This window comes from Mucilaginibacter sp. L3T2-6 (assembly GCF_030519355.1).
GTDB lineage: Bacteria > Bacteroidota > Bacteroidia > Sphingobacteriales > Sphingobacteriaceae > Mucilaginibacter.
Map to the genome: position 1 here is coordinate 24,775 of NZ_JAUMKC010000001.1, position 15,985 is coordinate 40,759.

The window sequence follows — 15,985 nt, forward strand, 5'->3', positions numbered from 1 at the left end:
ATACGCTTCAAATCCGGCAGGAAAATTTTAGCTTTGAATTTAACATGAAGCTGACTTACCAACCATTCGAACTTTTACTAAAGCATACGTTTACCATCGCTAAGTTTTCGCGGACTTCCACGCCCATCATGCTCATTGAAATTGAACATGGGGGGCAAACCGGGTACGGCGAAGCATCCATGGTGCCTTACATGGGCGAAAGCTTTGAAACAGCAAATGCTTTTTTAAACAAGATTGAGATAAGTCAGTTTAAATACCCGTTTGATTTTGAGGCGATAACAGGCTACCTGGATGATGTAGCGCCTGGTAATCCTGCCATAAAAGCGGGAATCGACATTGCGCTGCACGATTTGGATGGTAAGCTGCAAAACAAGCCCTGCTGGCAATTGCTCGGTTCTGAACCGGCTAAGATGCCACCTACAAGCTTCACCATCGGCATTGATACGCCGGAGGTAATTATTCAAAAAGTAAAAGAAGCACCGGATTGCAAAATTATCAAAGTAAAACTTGGCCGCGACAGCGACCGGGAGCTAATAAAAACTATACGCACCGTAACAGATAAGCCACTGTTTGTAGATGCCAACCAGGGATGGACAGATCTGGAGCAAAGCCTCGACCTGGTGCACTGGCTGCATGAACAAGGCGTAATACTGATTGAGCAGCCTATGCTCAAAACCGACCCCGGCAGCAATGCCTGGCTAACCGAACGTAGCCCGATCCCGATAATCGGGGATGAAGCTGTGCAGCGCCTGCCTGATGTAGAGCGCGCTAAAGGCGTTTATCATGGCATCAATATCAAGCTGATGAAATCAGCCGGGATGTACGAGGCAAAGCAGATGATAAATAAAGCAAACGAATTGGGCCTTAAATTAATGATCGGGTGCATGAGCGAAACCAGCTGCGCCACGCTTGCCGGAATAGCGCTTGCTCCACAATGCGATTGGGCTGATTTGGACGGGCCTTTTTTAACGAGTAATAACCCTTACCAGATGCCTGAATTTGCAGATGGGAGATGGGGGTTAGGGAATGCCGCAGGCTTAGGCTTGAAACGATAGTTTAGGCGAAATTAGTTTCTGTCAATTTGTTGCTTAAAATTGATGCCCCGCAACACTTTTGTAATTTGCTTTCAACACCCCACGCTAGCCTATAAACTTTTTTCACCCAACCTCTTGAAAATCAAAAATTAACTCCGTACTTTTGCAGTCCCCAAAAACTGCCCGCCGTGTTGGCGTGCTAAAAAGGGTAAACAAAAACAAAAAAAGGAAGAATGCCTACTATTCAACAATTAGTTAGAAAAGGTAGAGTAGCTCTGGTTGACAAGAGTAAGTCGCCAGCGTTGGACAGCTGTCCACAGCGAAGAGGCGTGTGCACCCGTGTGTACACCACTACCCCTAAGAAACCAAACTCAGCAATGCGTAAAGTGGCCCGTGTGCGCCTTACCAACGGAAAAGAAGTAAACGCTTACATCCCTGGCGAAGGTCACAACTTACAGGAGCACTCTATCGTGTTAATCCGCGGTGGTCGTGTTAAGGACTTACCAGGTGTACGTTACCACATTATCCGTGGTGCACTGGATACATCAGGTGTGGCCGGCCGTAACCAGCGTCGTTCTAAATATGGTACTAAACGCCCTAAACCAGGACAAGCAGCAGCACCTGCGGGCAAAGGCGGTAAAAAGAAATAATTAAAGGAGGATAGTAAACAATGAGAAAGTCAAAACCAAAAAAGAGAATCCTTCTTCCTGACCCGAAATTTAATGATGTTCTGGTAACCAGGTTTGTAAACAACATGATGTATGACGGTAAGAAATCAACCGCGTACACCATTTTCTATAACGCCGTTGAAATTGTTGAAAAGAAAACCAACGAAAGCGGCCTTGATACATGGAAAAAGGCATTGAACAACATTATGCCTTCTGTAGAAGTAAAAAGCCGCCGTGTTGGTGGTGCTAACTTCCAGGTTCCTACTGAGGTTCGTCCGGAGCGTAAAGTGGCTTTAGGTATGAAATGGCTCATCAGCTATGCACGCCGCCGTGGTGAAAAAACCATGATGGAGAAACTGGCCGGCGAAATCATTTCGGCAGCTAAGGGCGAAGGCGCAGCAGTGAAGAAGAAAGAAGACACGCATAAAATGGCTGAAGCTAACAAAGCGTTCTCGCATTTCCGCTTCTAATAAAGGATTACACCGATAAAAAAAAGATTACACCGATTAGGTGCATGATTTGCGGATTTTAAGGATTAACACCGATTAAATATTGAGATTACATTGATTTAGCACATTTGCCGGAATCTGTAAATCAAAAAAATCGGTGAAATCATCCTCAAATCGGTGAAATCAAAAACAAAAAATAATGTCAAGAGATCTTAAATATACAAGAAACATAGGTATTGCCGCTCACATCGACGCGGGTAAAACCACTACAACGGAGCGTATACTTTACTATGCCGGTGTAAGCCACAAAATTGGTGAGGTACACGAAGGTGCAGCGACTATGGACTGGATGGCGCAGGAGCAGGAACGTGGTATTACCATCACTTCGGCTGCTACGACAGTTAACTGGAAGTACCGCAACCATAACTACCACATTAACATCATCGATACCCCGGGCCACGTGGACTTTACCGTAGAGGTAAACCGTTCATTGCGTGTACTGGACGGCCTGGTGTTTTTATTCTCGGCTGTTGACGGTGTTGAGCCGCAATCTGAAACCAACTGGCGTTTGGCTAACAATTACAATGTGCCACGTATCGGTTTTGTTAACAAAATGGACCGTAGTGGCGCCGATTTCCTTAACGTGGTAAAACAGGTTAAAGAAATGCTGGGCAGCACTGCTATCCCGCTTCAGCTGCCTATTGGTGCTGAAGACCAGTTTAAGGGCGTGGTTGATTTGATCAACTTCCGCGGTGTGGTTTGGAATGAGCACGATAAGGGCATGACCTTTACTGAAGTGCCAATCCCTGCTGATATGCTGGATGAAGCCAACGAGTGGCGCGAAAAATTACTGGAAGCAGTAGCTGAATTCGACGATCACCTGATGGAGAAATTCTTCGAAGATCCGACTACTATTACCGAACGCGAAGTATTAGACGCTTTACGCCAGGCTACTTTGGCCGGTAAAATCGTTCCGATGACCTGCGGTTCTTCATTCAAGAACAAAGGTGTACAAACTATGCTGGATTACGTGATGGAGCTGATGCCTTCGCCGCTTGATTCAAAAGGCGTGGTTGGTCATAACCCTGATACCGGCGCCGAAGTACTGGTAAAACCAGACGTAAAAGAGCCTTTTGCTGCTTTGGCATTTAAAATTGCTACCGATCCGTTTGTAGGCCGTTTGTGCTTCATCCGTGTTTATGCAGGTAACCTTGAGGCAGGTTCATACGTGTACAACATGCGTTCAGAAAACAAAGAGCGTATCAGCCGTATATTCCAGATGCACGCTAACAAGCAAAATCCTATCCCTAACGTAGGTGCGGGTGATATTGCTGCGGTAGTAGGCTTTAAAGATATCAAGACCGGTGATACGCTTTGCGACGAGAAACACCACATCGTACTCGAGTCAATGGTATTCCCTGACCCGGTTATCGGTTTGGCGATTGAGCCTAAAACACAGGCTGACGTTGATAAATTAGGTATTGCTCTTGGTAAACTGGCTGAAGAGGATCCAACCTTCCGCGTACAAACAGACCAGGATACCGGTCAGACAGTGATCAGCGGTATGGGTGAGCTTCACCTTGACATCATCATGGACCGCCTGAAACGCGAGTTTAAGGTTGAGGTTAACCAGGGCGCTCCGCAAGTTGCTTACAAAGAAGCCATCACAGGTACTGTACAGCACCGTGAAACCTATAAGAAACAAACTGGTGGTCGCGGTAAATTTGCCGACATCCAGGTGGTTATTTCTCCGGGAGAGCAGGGCAAAGAAGGCCTGGAGTTTGTGAACGAGATTGTTGGTGGTGCTATTCCGCGCGAGTTTATCCCATCTGTTGAAAAAGGCTTTAAAGCTGCAATGGATAACGGTGTTCTTGCTGGATTCCCGCTTACCAGCTTAAAGGTTCGGTTGATTGACGGTTCGTTCCACGCTGTCGATTCGGATGCGCTTTCTTTCGAGATCGCTGCCCGTTCGGCTTATCGCGAAGCATTGCCAAAATGTAAACCGGTATTACTGGAGCCTATCATGAAGATCGAGATACTTACCCCTGAAGAAAACATGGGCGACGTTATCGGTGACATGAACCGTCGTCGTGGCCAGCTGCAAGGTATGGACACCCGCGCAGGTTCGCAGGTAATTAAGGCACAGGTTCCGCTTTCTGAAATGTTTGGCTATGTAACCCAGTTACGTACCATCACTTCGGGCCGTGCAACTTCAACCATGGAGTTCGACCATTACTCTGAAGCACCTCGTAACGTACAGGACGAAGTTGTGGCTAAAAACAAAGGCCGCAAGCAGGTTGCCATAGACTAAAATTACAGTGATAGTTGATTGGTGATTAGAGATTAGTTGCCAATCAACTTAATAAAAATAAAACCCGGTTAGTTCTAATAAATAGCTCTTAGGATTAGCCATAACAAAAACAAAAATGAGCCAAAGAATCAGAATCAAACTGAAATCGTACGATTACAACCTGGTTGATAAATCAGCTGAGAAAATCGTAAAGACAGTAAAGCCTACCGGCGCTGTAGTAAGCGGACCACTTCCGTTACCAACTGAAAAGAAAATCTTTACAGTATTGCGTTCACCGCACGTTAACAAAAAAGCGCGCGAGCAATTCCAGTTATGCTCTTACAAGAGGTTACTGGACATCTACAGCTCGAACTCAAAAACTGTTGATGCTTTGATGAAGCTTGAATTGCCAAGCGGTGTTGAAGTTGAGATCAAGGTGTGAGAGTACCGGAAGATCAGCTGTTTTAGAATCAGGACGTTAAAAATCAAGATTCAAAATAAAAGAGAAGCCATTCGGAAACGGATGGCTTTTTTGCGTTATATATTTGCTATTTTAATCAATGGAAAGTCATCGCGTTCGTCATAGCCGTCTTTATCATAAAGCGATTGTTTGAATTACAATATTATCGTCTAATTTAGGTTATAACTTATAATGTGATCCAATAATTATTTTTCTTAAATTTGATTTATGGCAGCATATGTGATATATCCTACAAAAGAACAGGAAAAGTTTATGAAAGCATTTCTTGAAGCATTAGAAATTTCTTTTGTTAAGGATGATAATCAAGAACTCCCTCCACATGTTTTAGCCGGTATTGCTCGTGGCGAGGCTGATTTTGCCGCAGGTAGGTTTGTGACTTTTGAAGAGATAAAAAAGAAATATCCCGCTGACTAATGCATTTAGACGTATTTTTTTCTGCTGAAGCAGAGGATACATTTGAGTCCATTGCTCAGCAAATAGAAAGTAGGTGGGGTGAAAAGGAGAAGAACGAATTCAGGCGACGTGTTTATGAAGTCACTGAAATAGTCGGCAAATTCCCTCTTATTTTTAAGGCTGCAAATAAAACAAAAGATGTTAGAAAGGCCTTCATTCACAGGAATTGTTCAATGTTTTATAAAGTGGTCGAAACACACATAGAAGTTTTATTTTTCTGGGACAACAGACAAGATCCAATGTTCTTATAAAAGCATTTCTAAAGAAGTCGTTTTATTTGAGTAAATATTACATTTACTACAGTGTAATATCTAATCCGCTCACTGGTTTAACCATGTGGACCTGACCCCAATGCCAGCATCAATTTTATAACAAAACCCAGTCGCACTCCTGCGGTGGCTATGCGTTAGATGATTCCATGGCAGTTAAGCCGATGGAAAGCATTGCTCTGTTTCATACCTTTATTAATGCTTACCGGCAGATAGGCCCGTTTGAACTGCATCCCGTTAAAACCAGGGAGGCATTATTAATCAATATGCGTTTTTGTACCGTCAATAAAATCGGCAGGGATTATACCGATGCATTTTGTCCTGGTGCAACCATTTGATGATACCCCGTGTTTTTATAAGATTGATAATCTGGCTAATCGCTTTTTTGTTCATCATTTCCGGCTTTATAGTATTGCAGATATTAATAATAAACTAAAAAATATATGGCGTGGTTTGTGGGATGGGCAAAGGGAACATGTGCTGGATACAAAGTCTGCGGATTGAAATTGCAAATAACTATCTTTATAAGGTAAAGTACTCAAGCCAGAGCAATAAAATATGAAACCCCGCATTACCTTTATCGCTACGCTGCTGATGGCAGCAATATTTTTCGGCTGTAAACAAAAAGCTGCCGAAACCCATGACCGCCTCGGCAAAGCCACCCGCGAAGATAAAAATGGATGGATATACGTGCACCTGTCAGGCTCGCCCGCGGATGTAGGTTATCAGCATGGTTTTTTAGTAGCCAGGGAGATTGACACCTTGGTAAAAGTAATGCAGTATTATCTGCCGACTACCAGCGGCCGCAGCTGGGATTTTTACCGCAGCGCCGTAAAGCGCTTTTTATGGAAGAAGATCGACCCGGAATACCAGGACGAAATACGCGGCATTGCTGATGGGCTGCATGCTAAAGGATTTAAATACGATACGCTGGATATTGCCGCTCTTAATGCCAACATCGAGCTGGCACAGTACTATGTGCCTGAATTAAATAACAGGATTAAACCGGGCAGCGGAGATAACAAGGCTCCGGGCAACTGCAGTGCCTTTATTGCTACGGGCAGCTATACCAAAGACCATAAGATAGTTATCGGCCACAATAACTGGACGGACTATATTGTGGGTGAGCGCTGGAATGTAATCGCCGATATTAAGCCGGAAAAAGGTAATCACATGCTGATGGACGTTGCTCCCGGCTTTATCCATAGCGGCGACGATTTTGTAGTAACCAACAGCGGCATACTGATTACAGAAACTACCATAACTGGTTTTAAGGGTTTCGATACCACCCGAACCCCGGAATTTGTACGGGCACGCAAAGCAGCTCAATACGCCAAAAGTATTGACGACGTGGTAAAAATTATGACCACCGACAATAACGGCGGCTATGCCAATGACTGGCTGATAGGCGATACCAAAACTAACGAAGTTGCCAAACTGGAACTCGGTTTAAAGAATTACAAAGTTTGGCGCTCAAAAGACACGGCTATCATCGGCTCTAATTTCCCGAGCGATCCAACGCTGATAAAGGAAGAAACAACCTTTGATGTTAAAAATAAAGCCAACTCGCCCAATGCCCGCCGGCTGCGGATGGAAAAACTGGTAGCAGTGGATAGCAAAGGCAAGCTGGACCCGGAAACAGGGAAGGCTATAGAGGGCGATACCTATAACGCGCTTAGCGGCAAAACTTCGTTGGACCGTTGCGTGATAGATGGACATGTTGAGCTGGACCCGGTTGGTGTACCGGAATGGAGCGAAGGCCCGTTTTACCCTATGGGTGCTGTACAGGGAAAAGTGAGCAGTAGCGAGCTGGCCAAGAAGATGTCGCTATGGGCACACATGGGTCATCCTGGCGGAGCAGATTTTCTGGCTGGCCCTTTCTTTAAAGCGCATCCTGAGTATTTTAAAACGCAGGGAAAATATTTAAGGGATATGAAGGCCTACCCATGGACGCTGTTTAGTGCCGCTGATCATAAATAACTGCTCATAAGATATAACTATCTTGGAGCAGGGAGCCTTTTTACTCCGGACCATATACTATCGCTTATCGCTCGCATGCCTTTGTCACTGGGATGGACTTGCAGGCCGGGGGTATTAAATAATCCGTAGGCAGTGTTCGTCCTGTCCTCATTAATATGTGCTAATGATACGTACGCGTTGTCGTGCATTATTGGTTCCATAAGATAAGCATTCCACAATGGCCCTGCTCCCAAAACAAGCAACTTACTGTTTTTGCTTATAAAATAATCTATAAGCGCTGTGTATCTCGCTTTAAAGATGTTGGCATTATAGGTGGGGACATCCACGTCTTCCCCTATCCGCAGAATCAAAAGGTCGGGCACGCTATCGCGTAAATCTTTTAAGTTCGCGTCAAAATCATAATTCACATAATCAATTTCAAATTCGGCTATATTGCGGGCCGATACTCTGCATGTGGGATTAAGGGCAGTAAAATGAGCAGTCAGCCGGTGTACATAGTCTGAGTCTGCTGCCGATGCCGCCATGCCCCAATTTCCTTTCCATTCGCCATTCGGATTCGATGGCGTAAAAGTTATGCTGTTACCCAGAATAACCACATTTTTAAATTTTAAGGCCGAATGCGGATGCAGTTCAATGTGCTTTTCCGGATGTCTTCCGTCTGGCAAGTGCTTAAAGGGTTGGTCGGGACCTGATAAAGAAGATTGTTTTCCCGGAAAGATAACGGTTTGGTCCTTTTTGCAGGATACAGCCGCTAATGCTATCAGCAGCAGTATGGTGTAAAGCTTCATTTGTGATAAGTTATTCCTGCTATAACGCAGGGAGATGTTATTTTTTTTGAAAACAATTATACAAAATAGTTGCGAAGGCTTGGGGGTTATTCAGTCATCAACCGTCGTATTAACTCCGCGCTTTGTTTATTTCCCTCTTCTAATCTACCGTCGAAAAACGACTGCACTTCCTTAAAGTGTTTTTTATAGCCTTCCATATCGCCATAACCGATAATAGCCGACCATTCCCGCACAGCGGAATGAAATTCCAGATCATCGCCGCGGATAGTTTTATCATAAAGGGCTGTTTCGATCGACTCCTCCAGTAGTTCTTCATTTTTAAACAGATATTCGGCGATGCCTAAACGCAGTCGAAAGGGGGGCGTTTGGCAGATGAGATTATCATAGGGGTTTACGCCGAGATGATACCAGGCATCAACCATGCTCAGGATGCTCAAATGCGAGTTTGGTTTCGGATGATGGGCCTTTTGCGACAGTGAGAACTCTCTCATAACCGAATCGTTCAGCATAATGGGCTTGCGGCTTTCGTGAAATACAAAATCGCGGGCGCGATACAGCCGGATGCGAAATGCTGCTTCCTCCTCTTTTATCATCAGCTTAAATAACTCCGATTCTGAAACTGAATAAGCCTTTACCTGTTGCCGGGCGTAGGGGTTCAATATCGCTAAGCCGCCGTACACGTGTGCTTTGTAGCTAAAGATGCGCAGGGTGGTTAATATTTTTACATTATCAATGCCACCGATATACGAAGCATTTTCCCACGGAAAAAAACCGGCTTCTTTCCATGCTGTGCCCATGCTCTCAAATCCAACGTGTGTTACGGCCTGGGTGTCGGCTACAATTTTATCATGATCGTGGTAGTCGTATAGTTCAACTATGTTTGAGCCAATTGCGCTAAACAGGTCGGTCATACGCTGATAAGCTGCGTCATCAGACCTATGGCGTATCAGTATCAGTGTTTGTCCCGCAGGTTTAAAGCCGGGACCGTGCATGCCGTGAAAGGTGATGATCTGTGCGTCAGCGGGCAGGTATTTCTCAAAAGCTTCAATCTCCGGTGTTTTTACCGAAGTTTGGCCGGCAACTATAGCGCCGTATTTGGTTGACGGACCACATTCTGCAACCACTTGCTGCAGCCTTTCAGCTTCAACGGAATAAATTATCAGATCGCTGATGCGCGATACTTCCATACCGCTGTCCATAACTTTTATACCATGGGGCATAAGTTCTTCTTCCAGCCTGTGGCGGTGTTCTGGCAGGTCGCAGCCGCACACGGAATAGCCTGCTTCGGCAAACGCCTTGGCATATAAACGGCCCATATCGCCCAGACCAATAATACCTATATTCATTTCGCTAATATAAGTATGAGTAGCAAAATTCAGCAGTAAACCTTACTTTCGCTTTTATTAAACCGATATTTTGGGCAATAAAAACCTTAAAATACCTGTTTTGTTAATATTGTTGAACCAAATTTACCCTATGAAGAAGCTTTTTATCGTAAGACTATTCACTATCGTAACGTTGGCAAACCTGGGTGTTATATCTGCGTTTGCAAACAACAATAGTACTACGGCTACTCAAACACCGGCCGCCGCCGCGCCGCAATACAGGCAACCGCCAGCTCCGCGATACCACAAGCCTACGCACGAAGATACCGTGCTGATGAACGATAAATCGATAAGCGGACAGTATAAATATTTGCTCACGAAAATTTACCACTACCAGGAACCTCAGGTTGCTGCTTTTTACCGAAACCTTAAGGATACTATTGAGGCCACTAAAGCAAAATTAAAACAGACAGAAGCCAAGCTTGCAGCCCAGGTAAAGACAGCAAGCGACCTGCAATCGGACGTAAGCGATAAGGAAAAATCACTGGCGCTGTCAAATTCGCGCGTTAATTCTGTGAATTTTTTAGGCATCTATATCGATAAGTCGCTTTACAACATGATTATGTGGGGGTTGGTTATAGCACTGGGAATTACTGCTGCTATTGTGATTTATCGCACAGGCAGCTTTAGCCGCGAGGCAAAATACAGGATAGACCTTTACAACGAGCTGGATGAGGAGTTTAAGGCCTATAAGGCAAAGGCCAATGAAAAAGAAAAGAAGCTGGCCCGGGAGCTACAAACCGAGCGCAATAAAGTAGACGAACTAATGGGCCGCGCGTAACCTTCATGAAAGCCTATCTTTTTGGATGGAACCCCACAAAGTGGGAGTGGCCGGGGCTGGATGAAGATATTAAAAAACTCAGGACTACCGGTCAGCTCGAAGACAACTGGGCCGTCATTAGCCATAAAGCCATCAGGCCTGGCGACAGGGCATACATTGTACGGCTGGGTGTTGAGCCGAGGGGGATTTTTGCATCGGGAACTATATCATCTGAAGCCTATCCTGCCTTTCGCGACGGACGGCATTATTACCGTATAAAAATTACGCTCGATGTTTTGCTTAATCCCACAAAGGAAAGTATACTGAGCCTGGATATTTTAAAAACGGGTAATCTTGCCGTACAAAACTGGACGCCGCAGGCATCGGGCATATCGATAAAACCGCAGCTGGTTGAAGAATTAGAAGCCGTTTGGCTGGATTTTCTGGCGAATAACGGCAAAGTTGAGCTTTTTTGATTGTAGAACTTCCCCTACCAGGTTTACCGGGGAAGTTTGATGTAACAATGCGGGCAGCCGCTCGCTCTAAATATCATGAAAACAAAATTCTGCCCAATCCTTATTGCCGTACTGTGCATTTTTGCCGGCTGCCAGAAATCATCCAAAGTAACTGATGCTGCCACATTAAAACACCTCCAAAGCCTGCTTAGCCAAAATGAATATTTTAAACTTGATGCAGCGTTTAAATCAGCCGTTGATAAGTTAAGCGATGCCGACCGGTTATATTTCAGGGCTTATTTAGATAATGCATTTAACCGGAACGAGGACTGTATTAGAAATGTGGATTCACTCATACAATTATCTGCCAGGCTTCCCGACACAACAAAAGCGGCCTTAAAGCGCCTGCAGGACGATAGTTATTTTAAAACTTTTCAATATGCAAAGGCCGCCCGGTGCGACAGCGATATACTTAAAAATTATTCTCATGTCCTCAAAAAAGATGTCGTGGATGACATCAAAAATGATCTGATTATTCGGGCGGGGCTTAAAAACGTACCGGCACAGCAAACACTTATAAAAACAAATACCACTATTTCCTGGAAGAGGGACAAGATAGGCCTGGTTAATATCCCGGTTACTACACATGCACAAACTGTGGATGCCATTTTTGATACGCGGGCGAATATCTCATCGATAACACAAAGCTATGCCAAAAAGCTCGGCCTGCACATGCTGGATGTAACCTATAACGAAGGCAGCGGTGCAACCGGGATACAGTTTAAAACCGGTATGGGTATTGCCGACAGCCTTTATATAGGCGATATATTGGTGAAAAATGCTGTTTTCCAGGTGATGCCCGATTCTATCCTTTATATAGCGCCCATCAAATTTCAGCTGAACATTATAGTCGGTTTCCCGGTGATTGAGCAATTGCAGGAAGTGCATATTTTTAAGGATGGTAAAATGACTATCCCGCTTACACCTCAAAAAGATAACCTGCACAACTTTGCGCTGAATGGCCTCGACCCGGTTATAGCGTTGCAGTCTGGCCCAGATACTTTATCTTTTCATTTTGATTCGGGCGCAAGCAGTTCGATGCTTTATGAATCTTATTTCAAGAAAAATAAGCAGGAGGTACTCAAAGCGGGTTTCAGAAAGACCGTTGGCTTTGGCGGGGCAGGGGGGACTCAAAAGAAAGAGGTTTGGGTACTGCCAAAACTTAACCTGCGCGTAGGTGGTAGGACCGTTGTGATAGATAGCGTGAGCGTTCTTACCAAACCCATTTACCCCGGTGAGAAGTTTTACGGCAATATCGGGCAGGATTTTACAGGCAAGTTCAGCGAGTTGGTATACAATTTTAAGTTTATGTATATTAAAGGTGTGCTGTAATAGAAATAGTTGCAACTTCTGTTATTTATTTCTCAATTTTGTACTTAATTAAGTACTTGCTATCGAAGTTTTGAATTTCACCGAGTTTCGTCAGAACCTGGCCAAAAATTTGGATAAGGTAAATAATGATGCGGAGATAGTTATAATATCACGCAGCAAAGGGAAAAACGTGGTCTTGATGGATTTGGAGGAATATAACGCTATAACTGAAACCCTGCATATCACAAAAAGCGAAGCCAACAGAAAAAGATTGCAGGCCGAGATAGATGAAATGAATAGCGGAGCGTATCATACTCATAAATTGGCAGAGGATTGATATGGAATTGGTTTGACAATCCAAAGCATGGGAAGATTATTTGTACTGGCAGCAAACTGATAAAAAAGTATTGCAAAGAATAAAGGATCTGATTAAAGAAACTCTTCGCACACCTTTTCAGGGAATAGGGAAGCCAGAGCCGCTAAAAGGCAATTTCGCAGGCAATTGGAGTCGCCGTATAACGGATGAACATCGCTTGATTTACTGTGTCAAAGAAAATAGATTGCATATTTTACAGTGCAGGTATCATCATAATTAACCAATAGATCCTAAATTATTTATGTATACATTAGAAGATAATTCCTTTTGGTAAATATAAGGGGGGAGAGAATTAACGCCGGTTGGGAAAATTTGTAAAATTTTACATCGGTTTTAATCTTTCGGACGCTGTAAACCCGTTGTTTTTCAATCAAGCGGATTTCCTTAAACCGGGCCATTTTTTATTCCTCAATTAATCAACAAGTTCAGCCGCCAACCAACCATTCAATTATTTTAAAAAATAACTAATTAACTATTTGACAGTTAATTTATAATTTCTATCTTTGCCGTCCCTTTCGGGGGGAACATATGTCTTGAACGAAGCCCTACTGCTTCGATGGACACAAACTAAAAAAGAAAATGTCAGGAATTATTGGTAAAAAAGTAGGAATGACCAGCATTTTCGACGAGACAGGGAAAAACATCCCTTGTACTGTGATCGAAGCTGGCCCTTGTGTAGTAACACAGGTGAAGTCTGTAGATACAGACGGTTATGCAGCTGTTCAGCTTGCATACGGTGAGCAAAAAGAAAAACACACCTCCGCTCCTTTAAAAGGCCATTTCCAGAAAGCCGGCACTACTCCAAAACGTAAGCTGGTTGAATTCAAAACTTTCGAAGATCAAAAGAACCTTGGTGACACTGTTACCGTGGATATCTTCGAGATTGGCGATTTTGTGGATGTAGTTGGTACTTCAAAAGGTAAAGGCTTTCAGGGTGTTGTAAAGCGCCACGGTTTTGGCGGTGTAGGTATGCAGACCCACGGTCAGCACAACCGCTTGCGTGCGCCGGGTTCAATGGGTGCCTCTTCATGGCCTTCACGCGTATTTAAAGGTATGCGCATGGCTGGTCAGATGGGTAACGAGCGTGTGAAAATTCAGAACCTCCAGGTTGTGAAGGTATTCGCTGAGCAGAACCTGTTAGTGGTAAAAGGTTCCGTTCCGGGAGCTAAGGGTTCATTCGTAATAGTGGATAAATAAGATGGAAGTTAAAGTATTAAATGTATCAGGTAAAGAAACAGGTGCCAAGGTGCAGCTTCCTGAATCCGTATTCGGTATCGAGCCAAACGACCACGCTATCTATCTTGACGTTAAGCAGTTTTTAGCTAACCAGCGTCAGGGTACTCATAAATCAAAACAGCGTAACGAAATTGCAGGCTCAACCCGCAAATTATATAAGCAAAAAGGCACCGGTGGCGCCCGCGCAGGTGGTATCAAATCACCTTTGTTCAACGGTGGTGGCCGTGTATTCGGTCCCCAGCCGCGCGACTATAGCTTTAAACTGAACAAAAAGCTTAAATCACTGGCCCGCAAGTCGGCTTTATCATACAAAGCAAAAGACAGCAACATTGTAGTATTGGAAGATTTCAATTTTGAAACCGTAAAAACCAAAAACTACGTGCAGCTTACCGCAGACCTGAACGTTGGCGATGTGAAAACATTGTTAGTGTTAGGCGCTGCAAATAACAACGTTTATTTATCAAGCAGAAACCTGAAAAAAGCAAAGGTTATTACTGCCGACCAGTTGAACACCTATGACGTGTTGAATGCCGGCAAGCTTTTGCTGACCACAGGTGCTCTTAAATCATTGGAGGAAGCATTAGCTAAGTAATTATGGAAATCCTTAAAAAACCAATACTTACTGAAAAAGTAACTCAATTAACTGAGAAGCTTAACCGTTATGCTTTCAAAGTTGATCACAGAGCTAACAAAATTCAGATAAAAGGCGCTATCGAAGCGATGTATGGTGTTAACGTTAAGGCGGTAAACACTATGAAATATGTTGGGAAACTTAAAACCCGCAATACTAAGGCTGGTATGGTTGTAGGCCGTGCTGCCACTTATAAAAAGGCGGTTATTACGTTGAACGACGGAGAAGTAATAGATTTTTATAGCGGTATATAATTAAAGAGATGGCAGTTAAAAGATTTAAACCGGTTACGCCCGGTACCCGCTTCCGCATCGACACCAGCACGTCGGACATCACTACAAACGTTCCTGAAAAATCGTTGGTAGTTTCGTCAAACAAAAAATCAGGCGGACGTAACAACAGCGGTAAAATGACCATGCGCTATTTAGGCGGTGGCCATAAACAAGCCTACAGATTAATAGACTTCAAACGTAATAAATTTGATATCCCAGCAAAGGTGGCGACTATTGAGTATGACCCTAACCGGTCGGCACGTATAGCCCTGCTGCATTTTGTTGATGGTGAAAAAAGGTATATGATAGCCCCTGAAGGCTTAACAGTTGGACAAACTGTAGTTTCAGGCGAAAAGGCGGCTCCTGAAGTAGGTAATACATTACCGCTTAAGAATATTCCGTTGGGTTCTATCATTCACAATATCGAGTTAAACCCAGGCCAGGGCGGTACTATTGCACGCAGCGCAGGTACTTATGCCCAGCTTTCGGCACGCGATGGTAAATATGCTATCATCAAATTGCCTTCAGGCGAAACCCGGATGATCCTGGCAACCTGCCTGGCTACTATCGGAACCGTATCAAACGGCGAAAGAGCAAATGCCGTGCTTGGTAAAGCAGGTCGTAAACGCTGGTTAGGCCGCAGGCCAAGAGTTCGTGGTGTAGCCATGAACCCGGTAGATCACCCTATGGGTGGTGGTGAAGGAAGGGCCTCAGGTGGTCATCCGCGTTCACGTAAAGGTTTGTTAGCGAAAGGCTACAAAACCCGTGACAAGAAGAAAACATCAGATCGTTACATCATTGAAAGAAGGAAGAAATAATGGCTCGTTCAATTAAAAAAGGACCTTATATCGATCACAACCTTGACAAGAAGGTTGCGGTGCTGAATGATTCGAACAAGAAATCGGTTGTTAAAACATGGTCTCGCCGTTCCATGATCTCTCCTGATTTCGTTGGTCATACATTCGCAGTACACAACGGTAATAAATTTATCCCTGTGTACGTAACAGAAAACATGGTTGGACACAAGCTGGGAGAGTTTGCACCAACCCGTACATTCCGTGGTCACGCAGAAAAGAAAAAATAAACA

Annotated in this window: 20 protein-coding genes and 1 pseudogene; 19 read left to right on the plus strand and 2 right to left on the minus strand. The window is 44.2% G+C overall.

The window, feature by feature from the left end:
* Window positions 1–44 precede the first annotated feature (44 nt).
* The 9 genes from Q3W13_RS00120 to Q3W13_RS00160 all read left to right on the plus strand — a co-directional run bounded on the left by Q3W13_RS00120 (window position 45) and on the right by Q3W13_RS00160 (window position 7,624).
* Window positions 45–1,055 (plus strand): dipeptide epimerase, encoded by a 1,011-nt coding sequence (locus tag Q3W13_RS00120; protein WP_302860323.1) that lies wholly within the window; start codon window positions 45–47, stop codon window positions 1,053–1,055.
* A 212-nt stretch (window positions 1,056–1,267) separates the two neighbouring features.
* Window positions 1,268–1,684: a 30S ribosomal protein S12 gene (rpsL, locus tag Q3W13_RS00125; RefSeq protein ID WP_302860325.1), complete on the plus strand. Its 417-nt coding sequence runs from the start codon at window positions 1,268–1,270 to the stop codon at window positions 1,682–1,684.
* A gap of 20 nt (window positions 1,685–1,704) precedes the next feature.
* Window positions 1,705–2,172 (plus strand): 30S ribosomal protein S7, encoded by a 468-nt coding sequence (rpsG, locus tag Q3W13_RS00130; protein ID WP_302860326.1) that lies wholly within the window; start codon window positions 1,705–1,707, stop codon window positions 2,170–2,172.
* Between the two features lie 178 nt (window positions 2,173–2,350).
* The gene (gene fusA, locus Q3W13_RS00135) at window positions 2,351–4,462 is read left to right on the plus strand and encodes an elongation factor G (protein ID WP_302860327.1); all 2,112 of its coding nucleotides are present in this window, start codon (window positions 2,351–2,353) and stop codon (window positions 4,460–4,462) included.
* A 115-nt stretch (window positions 4,463–4,577) separates the two neighbouring features.
* Window positions 4,578–4,883 (plus strand): 30S ribosomal protein S10, encoded by a 306-nt coding sequence (rpsJ, locus tag Q3W13_RS00140; RefSeq protein ID WP_022830652.1) that lies wholly within the window; start codon window positions 4,578–4,580, stop codon window positions 4,881–4,883.
* A 246-nt stretch (window positions 4,884–5,129) separates the two neighbouring features.
* On the plus strand, window positions 5,130–5,336 hold the full coding sequence (locus tag Q3W13_RS00145; protein ID WP_302860356.1) for a DUF2683 family protein: 207 nt from the start codon (window positions 5,130–5,132) through the stop codon (window positions 5,334–5,336).
* On the plus strand, window positions 5,336–5,626 hold the full coding sequence (locus Q3W13_RS00150) for a type II toxin-antitoxin system RelE/ParE family toxin (RefSeq protein WP_302860358.1): 291 nt from the start codon (window positions 5,336–5,338) through the stop codon (window positions 5,624–5,626). The genes Q3W13_RS00145 and Q3W13_RS00150 overlap by 1 nt, the downstream gene beginning before the upstream one ends.
* Before the next feature lie 182 nt (window positions 5,627–5,808).
* The gene (locus Q3W13_RS00155; RefSeq protein WP_302860359.1) at window positions 5,809–5,982 is read left to right on the plus strand and encodes a hypothetical protein; all 174 of its coding nucleotides are present in this window, start codon (window positions 5,809–5,811) and stop codon (window positions 5,980–5,982) included.
* Window positions 5,983–6,202: 220 nt separating this feature from the next.
* A complete protein-coding gene (locus Q3W13_RS00160) occupies window positions 6,203–7,624 on the plus strand; it encodes a C45 family peptidase (protein ID WP_302860360.1) in 1,422 nt (473 codons plus the stop codon).
* A 17-nt stretch (window positions 7,625–7,641) separates the two neighbouring features.
* On the opposite strand, the gene Q3W13_RS00165 is transcribed toward Q3W13_RS00160, so the two are convergent.
* A complete protein-coding gene (locus tag Q3W13_RS00165; protein WP_302860361.1) occupies window positions 7,642–8,412 on the minus strand; it encodes a hypothetical protein in 771 nt (256 codons plus the stop codon).
* Between the two features lie 86 nt (window positions 8,413–8,498).
* Entirely contained in the window at window positions 8,499–9,758 is a 1,260-nt protein-coding gene (locus Q3W13_RS00170) for a prephenate dehydrogenase (RefSeq protein ID WP_302860362.1), read from the minus strand.
* 130 nt (window positions 9,759–9,888) lie between these two features.
* Here Q3W13_RS00170 and Q3W13_RS00175 point away from each other — a divergent pair, with 130 nt between their 5' ends.
* From Q3W13_RS00175 to rpsS, 10 genes and pseudogenes are all read left to right on the plus strand, one after another.
* The gene (locus Q3W13_RS00175) at window positions 9,889–10,578 is read left to right on the plus strand and encodes a hypothetical protein (RefSeq protein WP_302860363.1); all 690 of its coding nucleotides are present in this window, start codon (window positions 9,889–9,891) and stop codon (window positions 10,576–10,578) included.
* Window positions 10,579–10,583: 5 nt separating this feature from the next.
* Window positions 10,584–11,033, plus strand: coding sequence for an EVE domain-containing protein (locus tag Q3W13_RS00180; protein WP_302860364.1), 450 nt, complete (start codon window positions 10,584–10,586; stop codon window positions 11,031–11,033).
* A gap of 75 nt (window positions 11,034–11,108) precedes the next feature.
* A complete protein-coding gene (locus tag Q3W13_RS00185; protein WP_302860365.1) occupies window positions 11,109–12,404 on the plus strand; it encodes a retropepsin-like aspartic protease in 1,296 nt (431 codons plus the stop codon).
* A gap of 70 nt (window positions 12,405–12,474) precedes the next feature.
* Entirely contained in the window at window positions 12,475–12,720 is a 246-nt protein-coding gene (locus Q3W13_RS00190; RefSeq protein ID WP_302860367.1) for a type II toxin-antitoxin system Phd/YefM family antitoxin, read from the plus strand.
* A 1-nt stretch (window position 12,721) separates the two neighbouring features.
* A pseudogene (locus Q3W13_RS00195) lies at window positions 12,722–12,979 on the plus strand (Txe/YoeB family addiction module toxin).
* Between the two features lie 359 nt (window positions 12,980–13,338).
* The gene (gene rplC / locus Q3W13_RS00200) at window positions 13,339–13,956 is read left to right on the plus strand and encodes a 50S ribosomal protein L3 (protein ID WP_302860371.1); all 618 of its coding nucleotides are present in this window, start codon (window positions 13,339–13,341) and stop codon (window positions 13,954–13,956) included.
* 1 nt (window position 13,957) lies between these two features.
* A complete protein-coding gene (gene rplD, locus Q3W13_RS00205) occupies window positions 13,958–14,587 on the plus strand; it encodes a 50S ribosomal protein L4 (RefSeq protein ID WP_302860372.1) in 630 nt (209 codons plus the stop codon).
* A gap of 2 nt (window positions 14,588–14,589) precedes the next feature.
* On the plus strand, window positions 14,590–14,880 hold the full coding sequence (gene rplW / locus Q3W13_RS00210; RefSeq protein ID WP_302860374.1) for a 50S ribosomal protein L23: 291 nt from the start codon (window positions 14,590–14,592) through the stop codon (window positions 14,878–14,880).
* Window positions 14,881–14,888: 8 nt separating this feature from the next.
* A complete protein-coding gene (gene rplB / locus Q3W13_RS00215) occupies window positions 14,889–15,716 on the plus strand; it encodes a 50S ribosomal protein L2 (RefSeq protein WP_302860376.1) in 828 nt (275 codons plus the stop codon).
* On the plus strand, window positions 15,716–15,982 hold the full coding sequence (rpsS, locus tag Q3W13_RS00220) for a 30S ribosomal protein S19 (protein ID WP_302860378.1): 267 nt from the start codon (window positions 15,716–15,718) through the stop codon (window positions 15,980–15,982). Before rplB ends, rpsS begins: the two co-directional genes overlap by 1 nt.
* The last annotated feature ends 3 nt before the right edge of the window (window positions 15,983–15,985 follow it).

Bases quoted from the DNA above. Each gene is read 5' to 3' on its own strand.
- Q3W13_RS00165 (WP_302860361.1), bottom strand. From the start codon at position 8,412: ATGAAGCTTTACACCATACTGCTGCTGATAGCATTAGCGGCTGTATCC.
- rpsS (WP_302860378.1), top strand. From the start codon at position 15,716: ATGGCTCGTTCAATTAAAAAAGGACCTTATATCGATCACAACCTTGAC.
- rpsL (WP_302860325.1), top strand. From the start codon at position 1,268: ATGCCTACTATTCAACAATTAGTTAGAAAAGGTAGAGTAGCTCTGGTT.
- fusA (WP_302860327.1), top strand. From the start codon at position 2,351: ATGTCAAGAGATCTTAAATATACAAGAAACATAGGTATTGCCGCTCAC.
- rplD (WP_302860372.1), top strand. From the start codon at position 13,958: ATGGAAGTTAAAGTATTAAATGTATCAGGTAAAGAAACAGGTGCCAAG.
- Q3W13_RS00170 (WP_302860362.1), bottom strand. From the start codon at position 9,758: ATGAATATAGGTATTATTGGTCTGGGCGATATGGGCCGTTTATATGCC.
- Q3W13_RS00185 (WP_302860365.1), top strand. From the start codon at position 11,109: ATGAAAACAAAATTCTGCCCAATCCTTATTGCCGTACTGTGCATTTTT.
- Q3W13_RS00160 (WP_302860360.1), top strand. From the start codon at position 6,203: ATGAAACCCCGCATTACCTTTATCGCTACGCTGCTGATGGCAGCAATA.
- Q3W13_RS00145 (WP_302860356.1), top strand. From the start codon at position 5,130: ATGGCAGCATATGTGATATATCCTACAAAAGAACAGGAAAAGTTTATG.
- rplB (WP_302860376.1), top strand. From the start codon at position 14,889: ATGGCAGTTAAAAGATTTAAACCGGTTACGCCCGGTACCCGCTTCCGC.
- Q3W13_RS00150 (WP_302860358.1), top strand. From the start codon at position 5,336: ATGCATTTAGACGTATTTTTTTCTGCTGAAGCAGAGGATACATTTGAG.
- rpsJ (WP_022830652.1), top strand. From the start codon at position 4,578: ATGAGCCAAAGAATCAGAATCAAACTGAAATCGTACGATTACAACCTG.
- rpsG (WP_302860326.1), top strand. From the start codon at position 1,705: ATGAGAAAGTCAAAACCAAAAAAGAGAATCCTTCTTCCTGACCCGAAA.
- Q3W13_RS00180 (WP_302860364.1), top strand. From the start codon at position 10,584: ATGAAAGCCTATCTTTTTGGATGGAACCCCACAAAGTGGGAGTGGCCG.
- Q3W13_RS00175 (WP_302860363.1), top strand. From the start codon at position 9,889: ATGAAGAAGCTTTTTATCGTAAGACTATTCACTATCGTAACGTTGGCA.
- rplW (WP_302860374.1), top strand. From the start codon at position 14,590: ATGGAAATCCTTAAAAAACCAATACTTACTGAAAAAGTAACTCAATTA.
- Q3W13_RS00120 (WP_302860323.1), top strand. From the start codon at position 45: ATGAAGCTGACTTACCAACCATTCGAACTTTTACTAAAGCATACGTTT.
- rplC (WP_302860371.1), top strand. From the start codon at position 13,339: ATGTCAGGAATTATTGGTAAAAAAGTAGGAATGACCAGCATTTTCGAC.
- Q3W13_RS00155 (WP_302860359.1), top strand. From the start codon at position 5,809: ATGGAAAGCATTGCTCTGTTTCATACCTTTATTAATGCTTACCGGCAG.